The organism is Ruminococcus sp. (assembly GCF_016287535.1).
Classification (GTDB): Bacteria; Bacillota; Clostridia; order Oscillospirales; family Ruminococcaceae; genus Ruminococcus.
Window position 1 is genome coordinate 18,755 of the sequence record NZ_JAEFAJ010000032.1, and the last position, 19,398, is coordinate 38,152.

General features: G+C 47.6%; 11 protein-coding genes. 3 read left to right on the top strand and 8 right to left on the bottom strand.

The window, feature by feature from the left end:
- Positions 1-55 precede the first annotated feature (55 nt).
- The 4 genes from QZZ36_RS11025 to QZZ36_RS11040 form a co-directional block, all read right to left on the bottom strand.
- Positions 56-1,999 carry a nucleoside-diphosphate sugar epimerase/dehydratase gene (locus tag QZZ36_RS11025; protein ID WP_295081414.1) on the bottom strand — a complete coding sequence of 648 codons (1,944 nt, stop codon included), beginning with the start codon at positions 1,997-1,999 and terminating at the stop codon, positions 56-58.
- 22 nt (positions 2,000-2,021) lie between these two features.
- Entirely contained in the window at positions 2,022-2,747 is a 726-nt protein-coding gene (locus QZZ36_RS11030; RefSeq protein WP_295081416.1) for a CpsB/CapC family capsule biosynthesis tyrosine phosphatase, read from the bottom strand.
- Positions 2,748-3,097: 350 nt separating this feature from the next.
- The gene (locus QZZ36_RS11035) at positions 3,098-5,368 is read right to left on the bottom strand and encodes a cellulase family glycosylhydrolase (protein ID WP_295081418.1); all 2,271 of its coding nucleotides are present in this window, start codon (positions 5,366-5,368) and stop codon (positions 3,098-3,100) included.
- 423 nt (positions 5,369-5,791) lie between these two features.
- Positions 5,792-9,226 (bottom strand): YfhO family protein, encoded by a 3,435-nt coding sequence (locus QZZ36_RS11040; protein ID WP_295081421.1) that lies wholly within the window; start codon positions 9,224-9,226, stop codon positions 5,792-5,794.
- A gap of 337 nt (positions 9,227-9,563) precedes the next feature.
- Here QZZ36_RS11040 and glmM point away from each other — a divergent pair, with 337 nt between their 5' ends.
- The 3 genes from glmM (at position 9,564) to QZZ36_RS11055 (ending at position 14,746) form a co-directional block, all read left to right on the top strand.
- Positions 9,564-10,949 carry a phosphoglucosamine mutase gene (glmM, locus tag QZZ36_RS11045; protein ID WP_295081424.1) on the top strand — a complete coding sequence of 462 codons (1,386 nt, stop codon included), beginning with the start codon at positions 9,564-9,566 and terminating at the stop codon, positions 10,947-10,949.
- Between the two features lie 211 nt (positions 10,950-11,160).
- Entirely contained in the window at positions 11,161-12,723 is a 1,563-nt protein-coding gene (locus QZZ36_RS11050) for a lipopolysaccharide biosynthesis protein (RefSeq protein WP_295081427.1), read from the top strand.
- 214 nt (positions 12,724-12,937) lie between these two features.
- A complete protein-coding gene (locus tag QZZ36_RS11055) occupies positions 12,938-14,746 on the top strand; it encodes a Na/Pi cotransporter family protein (RefSeq protein ID WP_295081429.1) in 1,809 nt (602 codons plus the stop codon).
- A 57-nt stretch (positions 14,747-14,803) separates the two neighbouring features.
- Here the strand turns inward: QZZ36_RS11055 and QZZ36_RS11060 are convergent, their stop codons facing one another.
- From QZZ36_RS11060 to QZZ36_RS11075, 4 genes are all read right to left on the bottom strand, one after another.
- Positions 14,804-15,571: a hypothetical protein gene (locus tag QZZ36_RS11060; protein ID WP_295081431.1), complete on the bottom strand. Its 768-nt coding sequence runs from the start codon at positions 15,569-15,571 to the stop codon at positions 14,804-14,806.
- On the bottom strand, positions 15,571-17,748 hold the full coding sequence (gene rnr, locus QZZ36_RS11065) for a ribonuclease R (RefSeq protein ID WP_295081433.1): 2,178 nt from the start codon (positions 17,746-17,748) through the stop codon (positions 15,571-15,573). Before rnr ends, QZZ36_RS11060 begins: the two co-directional genes overlap by 1 nt.
- Before the next feature lie 126 nt (positions 17,749-17,874).
- Positions 17,875-18,132 carry a preprotein translocase subunit SecG gene (gene secG, locus QZZ36_RS11070; RefSeq protein ID WP_295081435.1) on the bottom strand — a complete coding sequence of 86 codons (258 nt, stop codon included), beginning with the start codon at positions 18,130-18,132 and terminating at the stop codon, positions 17,875-17,877.
- Between the two features lie 211 nt (positions 18,133-18,343).
- The coding region (locus tag QZZ36_RS11075; protein ID WP_295081438.1) for a SpaA isopeptide-forming pilin-related protein at positions 18,344-19,398 on the bottom strand (1,055 nt) is incomplete at its 5' end.

Sequence of the window (19,398 nt, forward strand, 5' to 3'; positions counted from 1 at the left end):
TATAAAAGATTTCTGAAATGCCGGCAGAGGAATCCTGCGGGCTTTATTACGCAGTTCAGTTCCTTGTCATAGCTCTCGGATTCTTGTGCTCCTTGATAAGCTCCGCTCTGTTGAACTCCTCTGGAGTAGTAAATGTCGGAACTATCTCGTGCAGCGCTTCAACAGCCTCGGCGTTGAGGTTGAGCTCCGCAGCGTTTCTGAGCCTGCGCAGCTTCTTTATGAATTTATCGCCGTTGAGCTCTATCTGCTTTCCGATGAATATGAGCTTGTTGGAGGTCTGCTTCAGTCCTTCCTCGCTCATAAGGAGCTCCTCACGGAGTTTTTCGCCGGGACGGAGACCTGTGAACTTGATCTCAACATCTTTGTAGGGGACCTTTCCGTACATACGGATAAGGTTCTCTGCAAGCTTTACGATATGTACAGGCTGTCCCATATCAAGGACGAATATCTCGCCGCCGTGAGCTATCGCAGCGGCTTCCATAACAAGGCTTACAGCCTCCGGGATAGTCATAAAATATCTTATAACGTCCCTGTGGGTAACGGTCACGGGCTTGCCGCTCTCTATCTGTCTGCGGAAGAGAGGTATTACAGAGCCGTTTGAGCCGAGGACGTTTCCGAAACGAGTTGTCACGAATTCGGTGCAGCTGTCTGCCTGCTGTGAGAAATACTGTACTATCATTTCGCAGCAGCGCTTTGAAGCTCCCATAACATTGGTGGGATTTACCGCCTTGTCGGTGGATATCATAACGAACTTCTTTACCTTGTGGAAATGAGCCAGTGAAGCCACATTGAAGGTTCCGAGGACGTTGTTCTTGATAGCCTCCATGGGAGAGTTTTCCATAAGGGGAACGTGCTTGTGAGCAGCCGCGTGGAAGAGTATATCGGGCTTGTAGTTGTCAAGTATGGAGTTCATGCGGTAGTAGTCCCTTACGGAAGCTATGAGCACCGTGAGCTTCAGGCTGTCGCCGTATTCCATTACAAGCTCCTGCTGTATATCGTAGGCATTGTTCTCGTAGATATCGACTATTATGATATGCTTGGGGTCGTATTTGGCTATCTGACGGACAAGCTCAGAGCCTATGCTTCCGCCGCCGCCTGTTACCATACAAACCTTGCCGCTGATGAAGTTGCGGATATCCTCGTTGTCGAACTTTATGGGAGCACGTCCGAGAAGATCCTCCACTCTGATGTCATGCATCTGTGAGAGGAGAGGAGTATTGCAGTCGTTGAATATAAGGTTGCCTATAAAGGGTACCACCTTTATGGGAAGATTCGTTCCGGAGCATATGTCGAGGATACGCTTTCTCTCTTCCTCAAGGCAGGAGGGGATAGCGAAGATTATCTGCTCGATATGCTGCTGATCCACGAATTTGATTATCTCGCCGGTGGTTCCCATAACGGTAACGCCGTCTATTTCCGAACCGATCTTGCTTCTGTCGTCGTCTATGATACATACGGGATCGTAGGCTGCCGAGATCTTGTCCTCATCAAATGGAGACTTCTGAGCGTTCCTGATCTCCGTGAGTATCATGCGGCAGGTCTGACCGCCGCCGACTATCATGGTACGTTTCCTGTTTTCTATTGTGCCTATGCTCTTGATAGTGACAAAGGTCTTCTTGAACATCAGTCTGAAAAGACATACGCCTGTCAGTGTAATGAGCGCGTGGAGACCTATAAAAGTCAGGGGCACTTCCCTGCGGATCACATATACTATGGCGAGTGAAGCGGCGAATCCGAAGAATACGCCGTAAAAGCAGGACAAATAGTCACGCCTGTTGAAGAAACGCCACAGCTTGCTGTACGCTCCGAATATGAACAGGCAGCCGCAGCAGGTACAAATGCCTACCATAAAGCTGATTATCAATCCGGAATTGCTTATGCTCCTGCCTGAAAATGACAGGACGAAATTTGTGATAAGAGATGCGGTTACAACGATGAACGCATCTGCAAGAGCGAGTATCGCTCTGCGAAAGCTGAATTTCTCTAATACTTTTCTCAATTTTGACCCCCCATACCGGCTATCATATACCGGTATTATTTTCCCTTATTTCCGTTGCTGCTGTGCATACGGAGTTGATCTTCGGTTCGAGCAGTTCGTCCGAGGCTTTCAGTATTTCCGGGCTGCATTTTTCTTTGAGCATATCCCAGTTCGGACGTCTGCCGTCTGTATTGTGTGCGTCGCTTCCAAAGATGACTTTACCGCCGCTTTTTATTATTCTTTTCAGAAGCTTTTCCTCACGGGGCACAAGAAATGCGTCGTTGTTGAACTGGAATATCGCGTCTGTCCTGAGCAGCTTTTCAAAATTCTCAGGCGAATAATACTGAAGATAGCGGTGAACGTGTGCAAGTATGACTTTCAGTCCGTGTTCTGAGGAGAGCGCGTTTATCTCCTCTGACATCCAGTCTTCATAGTCACGGAAAGGCATTTCGAGGAGTATCATATCCGAATCCTCTATTGCGAGCTGTTCAATTCCGTGTATCATGGATATGCCGTGTTCTACGGCAACTTCTGCGCCGGGCACGATATACTGTATGGCAGCGAGGTCTGCGATGCTTTCCAGAGCGTCCTCGCGCCGAAGCAGATAATCCGTCAGCGAACGCTCCTCGTGGGCATAGAAATGGGGAGTAGCTATTATGCGCTCCACTCCCTGCTCTTTCATTATTTCTATCATTTCCAGAGCTGTTTCCACGTCCTGTGCGCCGTCATCCATGCCGGGCAGAATATGGCAATGGTAATCAGTAAGCATATTCAGTTGTCGTCCTTTTCCATTTAGATCTGCGGTTTGTTTGTTAAAGCATTATATTTATCTACGCTTTTTTTTAAATCGAAAAATGGTCATTCAGGTATCAAAAAAGCGATACCGCTATAATTATATATAATTAATGTGGATTTGTCAATAGAAAATAATAGTTAATAATATTTTATAATAAACAAATGCGTATCCGGCACCCGCCGTCAGACGGTTATTGCCCTGAACTGCGTTCAGGGAGCGCGGATCCTCTGCGAAGCAGGGCTCAAACACGGATAAAAAATGCAGCTGCTTATCAAGCAGCTGCATCAGAGGTATATGGATAAGTTTTAGCAACTTAGCTGTTATCAGTCTTCTACAACTGAGCCTGCGGGTGCAGGGAGCTGAGAGATCCTGTTAAGGAGATAAAGCTGTATTGTAAGTGCGTCCTGAACAGTTACGCCGTCGTTTCCGTAAACGTCAGCGGAGAGTGATGCTCTTTCATCAAGGGCATACTTATTGGGGTTAGCGAGGGACTGCATGATCCTTACAGCGTCGCTGAGGTCTACCTGACCGTCGAGGTTTGCGTCGCCTGCGAGGAAGCCTGTAGGTGGCTCAACAGTAGATGTTGTGGTAGTTGTTGTGATCTCGCTTGTTGTAGAAGTTGTGGAAGTGGTTGTGGTAGTTGTCTCACTTGTAGTTGTAGTAGTGGTCGTTGTTGTTGTGGTAGTAGTTGTTGTCTCAACTTCAGCAGCGCCGAAGTTGTAGTTTGTCAGATCAACGAGTTCGGGCTGATACCAGATCTGGCACTCAGCAGAAGCAAGACCTGCAGGGAACTTGTCCATAGCGATCCTTACTGTGAGGTCGCCGTTGGCGTCTGTTGTGCCCTTCCACTCTACCTGCTCCCAGCCGTCGCCGTTGAAGCCTACGCAGCCGTTGGTGATTGTATTCTTTTCGCCCTTGAATGTAAGGATAAGGTCGTCGCCAGCCTGAGCGTTGGCAAATTCGATCTTGTACTTCTTAGTCTTGTCGACCTCAACTTCGATCTCCACCTCAGGAGCGTTGAGTATAACGATCTGCTCGACATTTGTGACCTTGTCAGTTCTTGCCTGCATATGGTTTACTGTTGAGAGGTCATCCCATGCAGCGGGGAGCTGCTTGCTTACGAGGTAGTAAGCTATGCCGTTTGCCTCGTCAACTACATAAGGCTTGAACTCTGTCCAGTTGCCGTATGCTGAGTCTGAGAAAGCGAGGATAGGAGTTGCGCCTGTGTACTTGATAGCAACTTCCTTGCCTTCGAGCTCTGCCCATGAGATCTCCTGACCGGGAGTTGTGTTCTCGTAGGTCTTTGACTTGGAAGCGTCGATCTCTACAGCTTCGCTTCTGAATACTGTACCCTCTGAGAGAGCCTGATGTGAATATGTCGGGATCTTTCTTTCGCTGCCCCACTTGATGGAGTCATCGTTCATGATATCCATCATCTTGTTGATGATAGGGAGGCTTGCGTCGTGCCACTGTCCTGACTCACGGTCGATATAGCCGTGGCACTCGCCGGGATCCTTGGGGTTTGAAACTGTATTGTTGTCCCAGAGACAGCAGGGGATACCGTACTTCTTGGCTGTTGTGAAGTAAAGGTTTGTCCACTCTACTCTGGCTTCTGTATTTCCGAAGTTTGATGTGCCCATTTCGCCGATAACTACCGGGATATCTTTATCGAGGAAGATATCGCGCATACCCTGAAGGGTATCGGCAAGGTTCTGGGCGTAAGCACCTGTGAATACCGAGTGATCCTTTACGGCGGTATTCATTGTGAAGTCATAAGGTGTATAAGCGTGGATCGAAACAGCTACATAGGGGTCGCTGGGAATGTCGATCGCCTTGAGGAATGTCTGTTCAGCGCTTGCGCAGTAGCCGGGAAGCATAAGAAGACGGGTCTTTGCGTAAGGACCGTCAGTGCTTCTGATAAGCTTTACGAAGTCAGCTTCGAGCTTGTTGATGACCTCGCACTCCGGAACTGCCTCTGCAGCCCACCACTCGTGGTCTGTGCCAACGGCACGGGGCTCATTCATGCACTCGAAGATGAGGTGCTGGTCGTAATCCTTGAAAGCTTCTGCGATCTGAGTCCAGATCTTCATGAGCTTGGGCTGGATGTCGTTGTATGCGTTGAGGAGATCGCTTCTGTTGATCCAGTTCTCATGGTGAACATTGAGTATGATATACATATCGTTCTTGATACCGTAGTCAACAACTTCCTTTACACGAGCCATCCATGCGGGGTCGATATTGTTGTCGGAGTCGAGGTGCTGGAACCATGTTGTAGGAACGCGGACTGTATTGAAGCCCTTAGCCTTGAGCGCATCGAACAGAGTCTGATTTGCCTTGGGGCAGCCCCATGCTGTTTCAGTCTCAACACCTGCTGTAGCGTAATCGCCTGTTGCGTCGCCGGCCTTTGCGTCGAGTGTATTACCGAGGTTCCAACCGATCTTCATGTTTTCTGTTATTTCAAAAGCTGTCATTGTGTTGTCCGCTGCGATTACAAAATTTTCATCGAGCGGAGCGATGTGAAGTGATGAGAGCAGGCATACTGCGGCAGCAGAAATGCTTACAAAGCGCTTCACATTCTTAGAAGAATTGAACATAATATTTTCCTCCCTAAAATATTGTTAGTTTGGTTTTCTTCTTTAAGGTCCAGTGCAGTAACCCTAAAGCATTTGACACCTTTAGTTTAGCATATTTGTAGAAAAAAGTCAATACGGTTTGTGCAAAATGCAACAAATGTTGCATAGAAATATTGGTAGGATAATTAGTACAAATGCCAATTAAATCGGCATATAACGGGCAGTTATGTTTTTTTTGTGTTATTATTTTATAATATTTTTCAGAATTAGCTTAAAATATTACGATTTAGAGCAAAATAATTGCCTCAGAAATAATTTGTTAATAAATAGGTTCTTCATTTTGTTATTTTTTATGCACCTTTTTTCATAGTCCAGCCTGTGGGTGCTGTCGTAAAATTTAATGTGGGATACAAAAAAGCCCCTGCGATGCAGGGGCTGTAGAGTTTATTTTTTCTTCTTTTTTGCTTCTTCAAGCACGCTTTCGACTGCGCTTTCCGTTGATTCCGCAACAGTCTCGGCGGCTTCTTCAGCTTGTTCCTTTACGTCTTCGGCAATGTCTTCAGCCTTTTCCTTGATGTCTTCGGCTGTATCTTCCGCCTTTTCGACAGCGTCCTCAACTTTTTCAGCAGCTTCGCCGATAAGCTCTTCAGCTTCTTCCGCTGCTTCTTCGGCTTTGTTCTTTGCCTTTTTCAGAGGCTCTTCGGCGATAGCTCCCTTTGACTTGATTATATCGACTTTTTTCTTTGGAGTGTCCTTCTTCTTTTCAGCTTCCGCTGCTATCTTTTCAGCCTCGCCGCTCTTTATGAGCTCTGTAGCCTTTTTCTTTGCGGCGATAGCTTTGTTGTGCTTCCTGTCATACATATAGAAGAGCACAAGAAGTATTATGCCGAGTATGAGCGTTAATACTCCGAGATTGAAGCCGGGAGGGGTATACTTCATAGAAACTGTGTGATGACCTGCGGGAACGTGGATACCGATGAGAGTTCCGAGAACGATAACAGCTCCGTCATTAAAGCTGCCGTTTCTGACATTTACCTTTTTGCCGTCCTTTTCCTCTACGATATTGCTCGGTACTGTCTTGCCGTCGATCTGTATTTCCCAGCCGGGCTCGTAAGGGATCGAGGTCATGAGTATCTGACCGTCCTGAGCGTCGATATCGCCCACAAGATAACGGTCGTTGGTCTTGCTCATATCAAGGTTCCACGGGTTGGCCTTCAGCTTGTTGATGTCCTCCTGGAATGCTTCCTCGTCGAGATAGTAGAAGTTGAAGCCGGAGTTCTTTCTTACCATCATATACTCGTTTTGTCCGGTGTACTGACCGTGATCGCCCTTAGGCGGGATGGTAAGTCTGATCTCTACCTCGTCTCCTTCTTTGAAGGGACCCATTCTTACGATAGGAGAAGAGTTTGTGTTGAAGTATGTGCCGTATCCGTCGAAGTTCTCCGTACCTGACTTCTGACCTCTGTAAACGCCGTCGTCGCCCTTTACGGCTACCCATACGTTGACCTGATTTCTCATTTCAGAGCCCAGGTGCATATAGATGTTTCCGTCCTTTGGAACGGTAACGTCTACGTTTACAACTGCGTCGTCAACGCCTGCGTAAGCGTCGTAGCAGTCATGTACAACGCCGGTGGTGTTGGTGTAATCGTGGTAATATACCTTTGTGTCGTCATAGCTTATCCTGCAGTCAAATGGTATATAATACTGTCTTGGCGTGAGGTTTTCAAAGTCTGTTGTGCTTCCTGCCATAGCGCTGAGGAAGTTGTTGAGACTGTTGAATGGGTTGTCGTTGCCGAGAGCCGTGAGTTTAAGGATATCAGAGTTAGCCATATATCCGATACCGAGAGCGTTGGGATTCTCGTAGATATCCATTGAAGCGGGGATATCCTTGTCCTTCTTGTACTGTGACGAGAAACGCTTGATGTAGGAAGCGTCTACCATTGAGGAGATGTTTGTCCTGCTTGGATCGTCAAGGACGTACTTGATACCGAGGATAGAGTCTGCCACGGGATTGCAGCCCTCGTACTTGGACTCGAAGCTCTGAGTGAAGTAGCCCATTGTTTCAATGAAGGTGATAGCTCTTGCGTTCATTACCGAGCTTGAGTGTGAAATACCCTTCAGACCGTAGGCAAGGTCGTCGTTTACCATTCGGTTGAATGTCTTTTCCGCACGGTAGAAGCCGTTGTCGTACTCTTCAAGCTCCTTTACGACATTTGGAGCCGTCATTATATCGGTGTATGTGCTGCGGTCGGAGTTTCCGACCTCCTTGAATACTTTTCTGAATGAGTCGAAGCAGTTGTAGCCTGTTTCAAAGAATATGAGACAAGCCATTGCCACTGTTATGGCGTTCTTTGCCTTTGAGGTCTTTGAATGGCTGTAGCAGTGAACACCTATCAGGTATATCGCGCCGAGTATAAGACCAAAGGCTATGGTGCCGAGCCACAGCTCGTCCCAGCTCTGTGAGCCGCGGTTCATCTTGTCCTTGTAGGGCAGGATAGCTACATAAGGATATTTTTCTTGACTGTAGTCGAATTTCTTCATCAATGCGCAGAATATAGCGGTGAGCGTACCGATGATTCCTGCGGAGACGCCTGTGCTTACCGGAGACAGCTTGTAGCCGTCAAGGCGTGAGAAGATATCCGCCGCCATTGAGACAAAGACGAATGAGAGCAGGAATGAGTATCTGTACGGGAGCCAGTTAGGATCCTGACCGCCGTGCCACATCATATTTATGGGCTTTACATACATACTGAAAAGGAGTATGAATGAAAGGAGACCGTATCCGATCTTCTTGTTGACCTTTATCTTCTTGTTCATAAAGAAGAGCGGTATGAGCACGAAGGTGAGCACGCCGCAGTATATCTCAGGGCGTCCGTAGTAGCGTGTGCCCTCGTCTACGTTTACGGAGTAGTACTGGTTCGGGAGCAGACACGGTATCAGTTCAAGTGGATTGAACATTGCCTTGTAGCTGTAATCGGGCTTTGAGAAGTCGAATTTACCCAGTGCAAGAGCGTTGTATACCGGCAGTATCATTATAAGACTGCACATCAGGACTACCGCCGTTGATATGCCCATTCTCACGAATACCATGAAGTATTCGCCGATATTCTTGAACTTGCGGCTCGTGCCGAAGAAAACGTAGTAGAAGAAATAGAGCGCGATGAAAATGGCTATCATGTAGCCGATATAGAAGTTGGCGATGAACATTATCGCTGTGGGTATGATATAGTTTATCTTTCTTCCGTCGTCAACCAGATATTCAACGCCGAGGATTATCAGCGGCAGGAATATCGGTCCGTCGATCCACATGGGGTCGATCAGCTGAATAACGACGTAAGCCATCATGGCGTACATGGTAGAGAACATGATGGACTGGAGGGGCTTCAGGTTCTTGGACTTCTGAGCGTAAATACAGAAGGTGAGACCTGCTGCGCCGACCTTTGTCATCTGCATTATCATTACACTTTCGAGTATCATTTTTCTCGGAAGCAGCATAACTATCAGGGTGAAGGGGCTTGCGAGGTAGTATCCTATGATACCCATGAAGCCGCCCGAAAGGTTTCTGCTCCAGCTGTAGAAGGCGCTGCCGTCTCCCCAGAATGCATCTCTTAGTGCTTCAAAGTAGTAAATGTACTGACCGTTGAGGTCAAGAGTCAGGACCGAGCGCTCGCCGAAAGGGTAAACGTCAAAGCCGATGTATGACACGAGTGTCAGAAGAAAAGGCACAAGAAACGACGCTATATATATTATTGGTCTCAGCTTCCTGTTGTTCTTTTCGGCTATGATGTCTGCGGCTGTAACGGCTGGCTTGGTACTGCCGATCTTCTTGCGGGCGGCTGTCGTTTTTGACTTTGTGCCCGCAGCTTTTGATTTAGCCAATTTTGTTCCTCCTTTTGTTTCGGGCGCATTGAGCCATAATACCCGATTATAATACTATTGTTTATTATACTACAAAACTTTCCCTTTTGCAATAGTAAAATCTTCATAACATATCAAAAAACTGTCCGAATGGCTTTGCCGAAGGCTGTGTCTGCACTTATTAGACGTATAAGATACCGGAATCTCTCACATTTTCCATAAATTTTTTCAGGATTAATTTTATGAATTATTTATTATATCCGTTGACTATATTAATGTAAAGTGCTATAATTAAATCACTGTTGGTCCTTGAACGGATCTGCGGTATATTAAATTGGTTATAAGGAGATTTTATAAAGTGGGAAAATATTTCGGAACTGACGGTTTCAGAGGAACAGCAAACGAAAACCTTACAGCAGATCATGCGTACAGGGTAGGACGCTTTCTCGGCTGGTATTACGGGGAAATAAAAAGGAGAAAGGGCGATGATACTCCTGCACGTATCGTTATCGGAAAGGATACACGCCGTTCGAGCTATATGTTCGAGTATTCGCTGGTAGGCGGACTTACCGCTTCCGGTGCGGACGCATACCTTCTTCACGTTACTACGACGCCTTCTGTTGCATATATATCAAGAGTTGACAGCTTTGACTGCGGCATCATGATCTCAGCGAGCCACAACCCTTACTATGATAATGGTATAAAGCTCATTAACGGACAGGGCGAGAAAATGGAGGACGAGGTCATAGATCTTGTTGAGGCTTACCTTGACGGCAGGCTTGAGGCTTTCGGACAGAAGTGGGACGAGGTGCCGTTCGCTCACGGTGAGAAGATAGGCAGGAGCGTTGACTATGTTGCGGGAAGAAACCGTTATCTCGGCTACCTCATATCTCTCGGTATGTATTCCTTCAGAGGCAAGAAGATAGGTCTCGACTGCGCAAACGGCGCTGCATGGAATATCGCAAAATCAGTATTTGAAGCTCTCGGCGCTGAGACATATGTTATCAACGCGGAGCCTACAGGTATCAATATAAACAACAACGCAGGCTCGACACATATCGAAGGTCTCCAGAAATTCGTTGTGGAGAAGGGCCTTGACGCCGGCTTCGCTTACGACGGCGACGCTGACAGATGCCTCTGCGTTGACGAAAAGGGCAATGTCATCACAGGCGACCATATCCTTTACATATACGGAAGATATATGAAGGAGCGCGGAAAGCTCATAAACAATACAGTCGTTACTACTGTTATGTCCAATTTCGGACTTTACAGGGCTTTTGACGAGATAGGCATTGACTACGCAAAGACCGCGGTAGGCGACAAGTACGTTTACGAATACATGAAGGAGAACGGCTGCTGTATCGGCGGCGAACAGTCAGGACATATCATATTCTCCAAGTACGCTTCAACAGGCGACGGTATCCTCACAAGCCTGAAGATAATGCAGGTAATAATGTCACGTGAGAAGAAGCTCAGCGAGCTTGCAGCTCCCTTCACTGTATATCCTCAGGTACTTGAGAACGTAAAGGTCAAGGACAAGGCTGCCGCTCAGGCAGACGCCGATGTACGCGCAGAGGTGGACAAGGTCGCAGCAGAGCTTGGCGATTCGGGAAGGATACTCGTCCGCGAGAGCGGTACAGAGCCTCTTGTAAGAGTTATGGTAGAGGCTGAGGACGAAGCGGTATGCCGTAGCTGTGTTGACAGAGTTGTGAACGTCATAAAGGCAAAGGGACATACAGTCTGATACTGCGCTTCCTAAGGCGGAAACCAACGGTGCGGCAGTATTTCCGGAGTTGGTCATTTTGTCAGACAGTCAGGAGCATTGTCTGATGAAATTAAGCTGATTACTGGAATTTGCGCTATTCTATTGACGTTGTATTCTTTTAGTGATATAATTGTTTTTACGGCGTGTTGCGCCGTAATATGACTAATGTACATTATAATCGGAGGTTAAAATGGCTAAGAATAATGGACGTGATCTCAATATTACGATCAAAAATCAGGAGGAAAAGGATGCGCTCATAATATCTTTTTCTTCTATTTTCAGACAGCTTAAAAGATTTCTGGTATTATGGATAGTTCTGGCTGTCGTAATCGGTCTTGCTGTATTCTCGTTATCGGCGCTGAAGACTTTTTCAAGCTCTTCTCCCGCACGGGCTATGGTAAGCTTTACTTATGACGGTATAGAGCAGGGACTCGATCCCAACAAGGCAGGAACATTCGATATCGAGACCATGAAGAGCCCGAAGGTTATCGAAATGGCTCTTACGGAAATGGGACTTGATATTGATGTCCTTGAAGATGTAAGGTCAAATATCAGCTTTGGATATATAATGCCTCAGGATGCTTACGAAAAGCTCAAGGCCTACAACAGCGTTATGGAAAAGGCAACAAGCGGAAGCCTTTCTGCTGCACAGGCAATGCTCGATGTCAAGTATTTCCCTACAAAGTATGAGATATTCTTTAATTACAGCATGGCAGGCTTTGACAAGACAACAGGCACTCAGCTCCTCAATACCATCATTGACTGCTACGGAGATTATTTCTATCAGCTTTACGGCTTCAACAAGCCCCTCGGAGCGTCCGTTTCGGCAGTTGATTCCGAAAGCTATGACTATCCGCAGCAGGTAGAGCTTTACAGGGATTCTCTCAGAAAAGTAAGAGGTTATCTCGATGAGCTTGCCAAGGAAGACAATACATCGTTCCGCTCAGGCGTAACAGGTTTTTCATTCAACGATATATCAGAGTATGCAAAGACAGTTACAAGCATTGATCTCGACAGGATATCGTCATATATTTCCGTCAACAATGTGACCAAGGATAAGGACTCGGCACTTGCATACTATGATTACAGGATCGAGAACCTTACTCTTGACAAGGACGAGTACAGCGAGAGACTTGCTGCTCTTGACGCATCTATCGCCAAGTATGTCAAGGATTCCGCTACATTCATCGGCGCAGGCGCCGAGAGCATAAACGGCAGTGCTTCCATACATTCCGACCAGTATGACGCGATGTTCAAGCAGAAGACCACACTGGAAGCAAATCTCGCTCAGACAGTACAGGACATAAAGTTCTATGAGTCAAGAAGAGAAGCTCTCAAGTCCAACAAAACAAGCTCAAAGGCAAATATAGAGAGGGCAGAGGCTGACCTTGCGATACTTAACAGTAAGGTCTCGGAGATCGTTGATCTTACCGAAAAGACAGCAAACGATTACTTCGAGAACGTAAGGTTCGCAAACGCTTACACTGTTCTTGCTCCTGCGACAAAGTCCGCATCAGCAGGCATCAGTCAGGCTCTGAGCAACTCTCTGAAGTACATAATCATATTTGAGCTGCTGGTATTTGCTGTTTACCTTGCTATCGCAGTATTTTCCGCTATATCACATGACAACAGGAAAAAGGCTGTAAAGGCAGACGCTGACGATGACGACGACGAGGAAGATGACCTTGAGGAAGTTATCGACGCTATAGAAGAAGCTGCTGAAAAGAATGTAAAGAAGTCAAAGAAGAAGTAAAACCTTACTTCAGACGATATCATGCCATAGTATCTCTTTTTCAGGGATACTGTGGCATTTTTTTATGCGATTTGTCGGACCGGTGATGAGTTATGTTAAATTCACGTTAAACAATCGCCGAAATCATTGACTCGCTCATATAAACTGATATAATTATAATCAGAAGGGAAAAATATAAGTATAAGAAAAGAAGAAAGACAGACAGGAGAAATATATGGAAGACTTCTCTATTTTTAACATCTTCACATTGCTTGGCGGACTTGCTTTCTTCCTTTACGGAATGAAGGTAATGTCAACAGGACTCGAAAAACTCACGGGCGGAAAGCTTGAGGTCGCACTGAAAAAAATGACCTCAAACAAGCTGAAGGCTTTACTTCTCGGAATGGGAGTAACGATAGCCATACAGTCGTCGTCGGCTATGACTGTAATGCTGGTGGGCTTTGTAAACTCGGGTATCATGACCCTGGAGCAGACTATAGGTGTTTGCTTCGGCTCGAATATCGGAACTACTTTCACAGCGTGGATACTCTGCCTTGACGGTATCAAGGATTCGGGAGAGGGCGGAATAGTCAGCTTTATACTCAGACTGCTGAAGCCTACATCATTCTCGCCGCTGATAGCGCTGGCAGGAGTTATCCTCATAATGTTCGCTAAAAAGAACAAGAAAAAGGACGTCGGACGTATACTGGTGGGCTTTGCGGTCCTCATGACCGGTATGACGCTCATGTCCGATTCCGTTGATCCTCTTGCGAATTCACCCGACTTCCAGAAGATACTCACAGCCTTCCACAATCCTATACTCGGTGTGGCTGTAGGTACTGTTTTTACCGGAATCATTCAGAGCTCCGCAGGTTCTATCGGTATCCTTCAGGCATTCTCAAAGACAGGCGGACTTACCTGGGGTATGTCGCTTCCTATCATAATGGGCTGTAATATCGGTACCTGCGTTACCGCTCTTCTCTCTACAGTGGGCGTGAGCAAGGACGCAAAGAGAGTGGCATGGACCCATATCATCATAAAGATAATCGGTACTCTTGTGCTTCTCCCGATAATAATGATACTCCAGAACGTCGTTGATCTCAGCATAATGAGCAAGACAGTAGGATATGTGGGTATCGCTGTTATGCATACCATATTCAATATAGCTACCACAGTTATGTTCATGCCCTTCACAAAGCAGCTCGTTGCGCTCTCAAAGATAGTAGTAAAGGACGGCAAGGAAGAGGTCAAGGATCCGAGAAGGACTCTCACAGGTCTGGACGATATCCTTCTGAAGACCCCTGCTGTAGCGGTTCATAGCTGTATCTCGGCTACGAATCAGATGGCTGAGCTCACAAGAGAGACTATAACTAAGGCGCTTAAACTCCTCACAGGCTTCGACGAGGAGGTATGCGATACCATAATCGAGAACGAGGATATAATCGACGGCTTCGAGGACAAGATAAACAGTTATCTGGTAAAATTATCCAAGGCGAGCGTTACCGGCGCTGACAGCCGCAGCGTATCAAAAATGATGCACTGCGTCGGAAACTTTGAGCGTATCTCCGATCATGCGGTAAATCTTGTGGAATCGGCTCAGGAAATGCACGAAAAGGGAATAAACTTCTCTGAGGAGTGCATAAACGAGATAATCGTAATAACCGACGCTATAACCGAGAACGTGAACAAGGCGTTTGACGCTTACGTGAACAACGACCTGAAGATAGCCCACAAGGTAGAGCCTCTTGAGGAGGTAGTGGACAATCTCAGCACAGAGCTTAAAAACAGGCATATCCGCAGATTGCAGAACGACGAATGTACAGTTGAGCTGGGATATATCTTCCAGGACGTTCTTACTAATCTTGAACGTGTATCGGATCACTGCTCCAACATCGCAGGCTGTCTGATAGAGACAGACGAAAAGACCAATCTTCATGCTTATCTCCACGAGGTAAAGGAGAACGACGAGGTATTCAGAAACGATTACCGCGCCTACGCCGAGGATTATTTCCGCAGGCTTGGCGGTCAGGAAATAAAGGCATAAAGGATAAAGCCCGGAAGAGGTTCCACCGAACCACTTCCGGGCTTATTTAATACCTTATCAGTACGGAAGCTCAAACTTTCCCGCCTTCCATACGCCGTCGCTTCCGATGACCGCTGAAAACTCTTCGGTCTGTGTGTTCGGACCTTCGCCGTAATCGCTTCCGTCGTAGTAATTCTCCACATTGAATACTATCTCGTCGCCGCTTCTGGATTTTATGCCTGTTACCTTTGAGCCGGTATAGTAGATATCCGTGCCCTTTGAACCGCAGTAAGCGTAAACTCCGCCGTCGCTCTCGACGAATATCTCCGAGAGCTCCTTGTTGGGATAGCGTTCGCTGAATACCTTGTGGTATGCCTTTTCAACGTCTGCCAGAGTCTTTATACTGCTGTCAGAGATGTGATAGTAGCGCCAGTTGAAATCACCTGTTTCGATATAGCTGTCGTCTGTTTTGAAGGGGCAGCCGACTATGAAGTTCCACTGGGTACGGCAGGCTGATTCAAAGAGAGCCTGTGCAGCCTGTATGAGTACGCGGTCCTCGGCTTTGCTGCTGTCCTCCTTGAATACCACCGCGCCGTCCGGATTGTACTCGAATACGCCGCCGCCGAGTGGGTCGGGCTGTGTAGTGGTGGATGAGGTCGTGGTAGTTTTTGCCGTGGTAGTGGTCTTTGCGGAAGTTGTGACATCTGTGCCGGTAACTTCTTCAGCAGCAGCGGTGGTATTTTCGCTGTCCGGCTTTGAGGGAGCCTTTCCGGTCTTTTCACCCATGCATGATACCGACGCTGCCGCAAGAGCCAGTGCGGCAAGTATTATTGCGATCCTTTTCATTATATATCCTCCTGTTCGTCATCGTCAAGAACAAAATCTATAGTGCCGTCGCTTACGTTCACGGCGGCGCAGACCACCTGAACGGTCTGTCCGAGAGTATAGGATACTCCCGTGAATCTCTCGGTAAGGGATACAGGCTCGGAATAGTCGTATTCGCCTTCGGGAAGAGTCCTTATATGGACAAGTCCCTCAACGGTATTCGGCAGCTCGGCATAGAATCCGAACTCGGTAACGCCGGATATCCTTGCGGTGAAGCTCTCTCCGAGATGAGCCTTCATATACTCCGCCTTGTAGCAGTCCTCGCACTCGCGTTCGATGGTTATCGCGCGTATCTCAGCGGCTGAGGAGCGGTCGGCGGCGTTCACGGCAAAGCCTGCGTACCTCTTGGTGAGCCATTCGCTGTTGTAGCCTGCGAGTATATCCGTGATTATCCGGTGTATGGCAAGGTCGGGATAACGGCGGATAGGCGAGGTGAAGTGAGCGTAGTCGTCGAGGACGAGCCCGAAATGTCCGAGAGGCTCCGGTGAATATTTGGCTTTAGCCATTGAGCGCAGCACCAGCATATTTACAGCCTCGAACTTGTCTGTATCTCTTGCGCTCTCCAGTATCTTAGCCGCGTGTACCGGCTTGAACTCGCTGAAATGAGGGCACTCGAAGCCGTATTTCGGCAGTATCTCGTGGAGCGCCTCAGTCTTGGCTTCCGGCGGAGCCTCGTGTATACGGTACACAAAGGGTACCTTTTTCTCCCTGGCGAGCTTTGCGGCGGCTTCGTTTGCGGTGAGCATGAATTCCTCTATTATGCGCTCGGACTTTCCCCGTTCACGGGGCTGTACATCGCAGCATATACCGTCCTCGCCGATTATTAGCTTGCTTTCTGTAGTCTCTATCTCCGGAGCGCTGCGGAGCTTCTTCCTTGCAATGAGCTTGTCCGCAAGCTCGTTCATCAGCATTATGCTGCTGCGTACTACCTTGTACTTTGCGGCGATATCGTCGTTCTCGCTGCCGTCGAGGATACGGTTTATCTCCGAGTATACGCCCTTTACACGGGAGCGTATAACGCTTTTGCAGAAGCGGTAGGAAAGCATGATGCCCTCCTTGTCAAGCTCCATGAAAGCAGAGAGAGTAAGTCTGTCCTCGCCCGGATTGAGTGAGCAGATACCGTTTGACAGCTCCTGAGGGAGCATAGGTATCACCTTATCCGCATAGTATATGCTTGTGCCGCGGAGGAGAGCCTCCTTGTCGAGAGCGCTGTTGCCCTTGACATAGTGGGAAACGTCTGCGATATGGACGCCGAGGCAGTAGCCCTTCCGTGTCTTTTGCAGGGATATGGCGTCGTCGAGGTCCTTGGACTCTGCGCTGTCAATGGTGAATATAGTCATATCACGGAGATCCTCACGGTTGTTGAAGGAGAATTCCTGCACTCCGCCCTCGGATATCTTGCGGGCTTCCTTCAGAACGTCCTCCGGAAAGGCTGTGGGAGCGCCGTGAATTACGAGTATTGAAGCGGCTGATGAAGCCGCATATTCCGAGCTTCCGAAAACGAGGGTTATCTTTACCTTATGCTCGGCGTGGCGCCTGCCGCGGTAGACTATCTCCGCAAGGACCTTGTCGCCGTTTTCAAAGGGTATGCTTTCCGCGCGAACTATTATCACGTGATTGCGTGAAGCTGTATCGGGAACGAGATAAGGCTGTCCGTCCACGTATTCGATCTTGCCGGTGAGCTGTGAGCTGCCGAATTCAAGTATATCGAGTATCTCTCCCTCAGGCTCTCCGGAACGGGAAGCGATAGGGGAGATGAGCACCCTGTCATTCGGCATAGCGCCCAGCATACACTTGCCCGGTATGAAGTATTCCGTTCCGTCATCGGTAACAGCAAAGCCGAATGTGCGGCTCAGTCTTGTGACCGTGCCGGGGTAGACGTTTATGCGTGAGCAGAGAGCAGCCTTCATGCCCTTTTTCATCATGACCACACCCTCTGTGCGGAGCTGAGAAAAGGCTTCCGTGAAGTTTTCCCTGCCTGCTTTTTTTGTCCTGCACTTTGATTCCAGCTCATTCAGCGGCATAGACTTTTTTCCGTAGGTCCGGAGGAATGTGACTATTTTCTTTTTGTAGCTTTCAACGGAGACAGCCTGACTGCTTTTTTTCTCCGGTTGTTTCTTTTTGGATTTTTCTGCCATAGGCTTCTCCTTAATTTCAGATAATGATACACGGCAACGGTATATTTCTGCCGCGGAGCCATGCAAAGTACCGGCAGGCAGGTAATAAAAGCAAAGCCCCATGACCTTGGTCACAGGGCAGTTTTTTTACTTCTTGAAGATCGGTATGATATTTACTGCAAGAACAACAGCAAAGAGAAGAATTGAAAGAGTTCTTGTTATCTTTGCGAGAATAGCCTCTTTTGTTCTGCCCTCATTCTTACCGTAGAAGGAATCAGCGCTTGCACCTGTGAGTGCCGCAGTCATGCTGTCCTGTGATTTCTGCTCTTGTGACAGGCAGAGTATGATGATGATAAGGCTGAGGACGAGTATTGCTACTCCGCCGATGATCTCTAAAGTTGTCATAAAAAACTACCTCCGGTAATGTAAGTATGGATTACGGCAATAGCCGAAATATTTCAATTAGCTTTACTATTATATCACAAAGAGGACAGATTTGCAAGGGTTTAACGTGAAAAAGCAAGATGAAAATAAGCGGTAAAATTGTTGAAATCGTACAAGATTCTGAAAAAGGGACAAAAAAAGCAGCTCCCTGAGGAGCTGCTTTGTATCGTCATCAGATAACGTCGATCGGGAATCCGCTGATGTTGCCGAGAAGCTTCATCTGGATAGCGAGAGCGTCGTTAGTGGAAACGCCGTTGCCCTTCTGGTGAACGTCAGCGTTTATCCAGCCCTGAGATGTGATGTGGAGGTTTGAAGAACCGTTTACACCGTACTTGTCAGGGTTTGCAAGAGCCTGCATGATAAGAACTGCGTCAGCAAGGTCAACAGTTCCGTCGCAGTTTGAGTCGCCAAGCATTGAAGCCTGAGGAGGTGCGGTTGTAGTAGTTGTTGTGGTAGTAGTGGTTGTTGTTGTAGTTGTTGTGGTAGTGATGATTGCATCAACCATGTCGATGCTCTCGGCACTTGCCTTACCGTCCTTGACTGTGAACTTGATGTCGGTTGCCTTTTCGTAACCGTTCGGAGCTGCTACTTCGTGGAGTACGTAGTCGCCGTCTTCAAGTGTTACTACTGTAGGTGCATTTCCTGAGATCCATACAAGTGCATCGCCTGTGCTGTTCTTAACCTTTGCGCCTTCGCCTGCCTTGATCTGATCGTCAGTGAATGTGATCTTGTTACCGTTTGCATCTGTACCTGTCAGGGTAAGTTCTGCTCCCGGCACTTCCTCTCCGCCTGCATCGACCTTGTTGATGTTGACCTTTGCAGTTACAGGAGTGGTTGTAGTTGTTGTTGTAGTTGTGGTGGTTGTTGTAGTAGTTGTGGTAGTAGTTGTTGATGTTCTTGTAGCATCGTCACCGCCGCCGATTACGGTTGTTGTGGAAGTTGTGACCTCCTGACCCATAATATCGGTAACTGTTGTTGTGGTGGTCTCGATCCTCTTGTCGATCATAACTACTGTGTCGCTGTCTGTCTCAATGCCGTCTACAGAAGTGAGCTTTCCGTCATCAACAGTGAATGTGATGTTGGTAGCTACCTCGTAGCCTGTAGGAGCTGCGATCTCTTCAAGAACGTACTTGCCGTCCTCAAGAGTTACAGTTGTTGCAGAGTTGCCTGAGATCCAGATCAGTGAGTTGCCAGAACCCTTTTCAACAGAAGCACCATCGCCTATAA

Coding starts and splice junctions, on each gene's coding strand:
- QZZ36_RS11030 (WP_295081416.1), bottom strand. CDS start 2,747: ATGCTTACTGATTACCATTGCCATATTCTGCCCGGCATGGATGACGGC.
- QZZ36_RS11035 (WP_295081418.1), bottom strand. CDS start 5,368: ATGTTCAATTCTTCTAAGAATGTGAAGCGCTTTGTAAGCATTTCTGCT.
- QZZ36_RS11050 (WP_295081427.1), top strand. CDS start 11,161: ATGGCTAAGAATAATGGACGTGATCTCAATATTACGATCAAAAATCAG.
- QZZ36_RS11055 (WP_295081429.1), top strand. CDS start 12,938: ATGGAAGACTTCTCTATTTTTAACATCTTCACATTGCTTGGCGGACTT.
- QZZ36_RS11060 (WP_295081431.1), bottom strand. CDS start 15,571: ATGAAAAGGATCGCAATAATACTTGCCGCACTGGCTCTTGCGGCAGCG.
- rnr (WP_295081433.1), bottom strand. CDS start 17,748: ATGGCAGAAAAATCCAAAAAGAAACAACCGGAGAAAAAAAGCAGTCAG.
- secG (WP_295081435.1), bottom strand. CDS start 18,132: ATGACAACTTTAGAGATCATCGGCGGAGTAGCAATACTCGTCCTCAGC.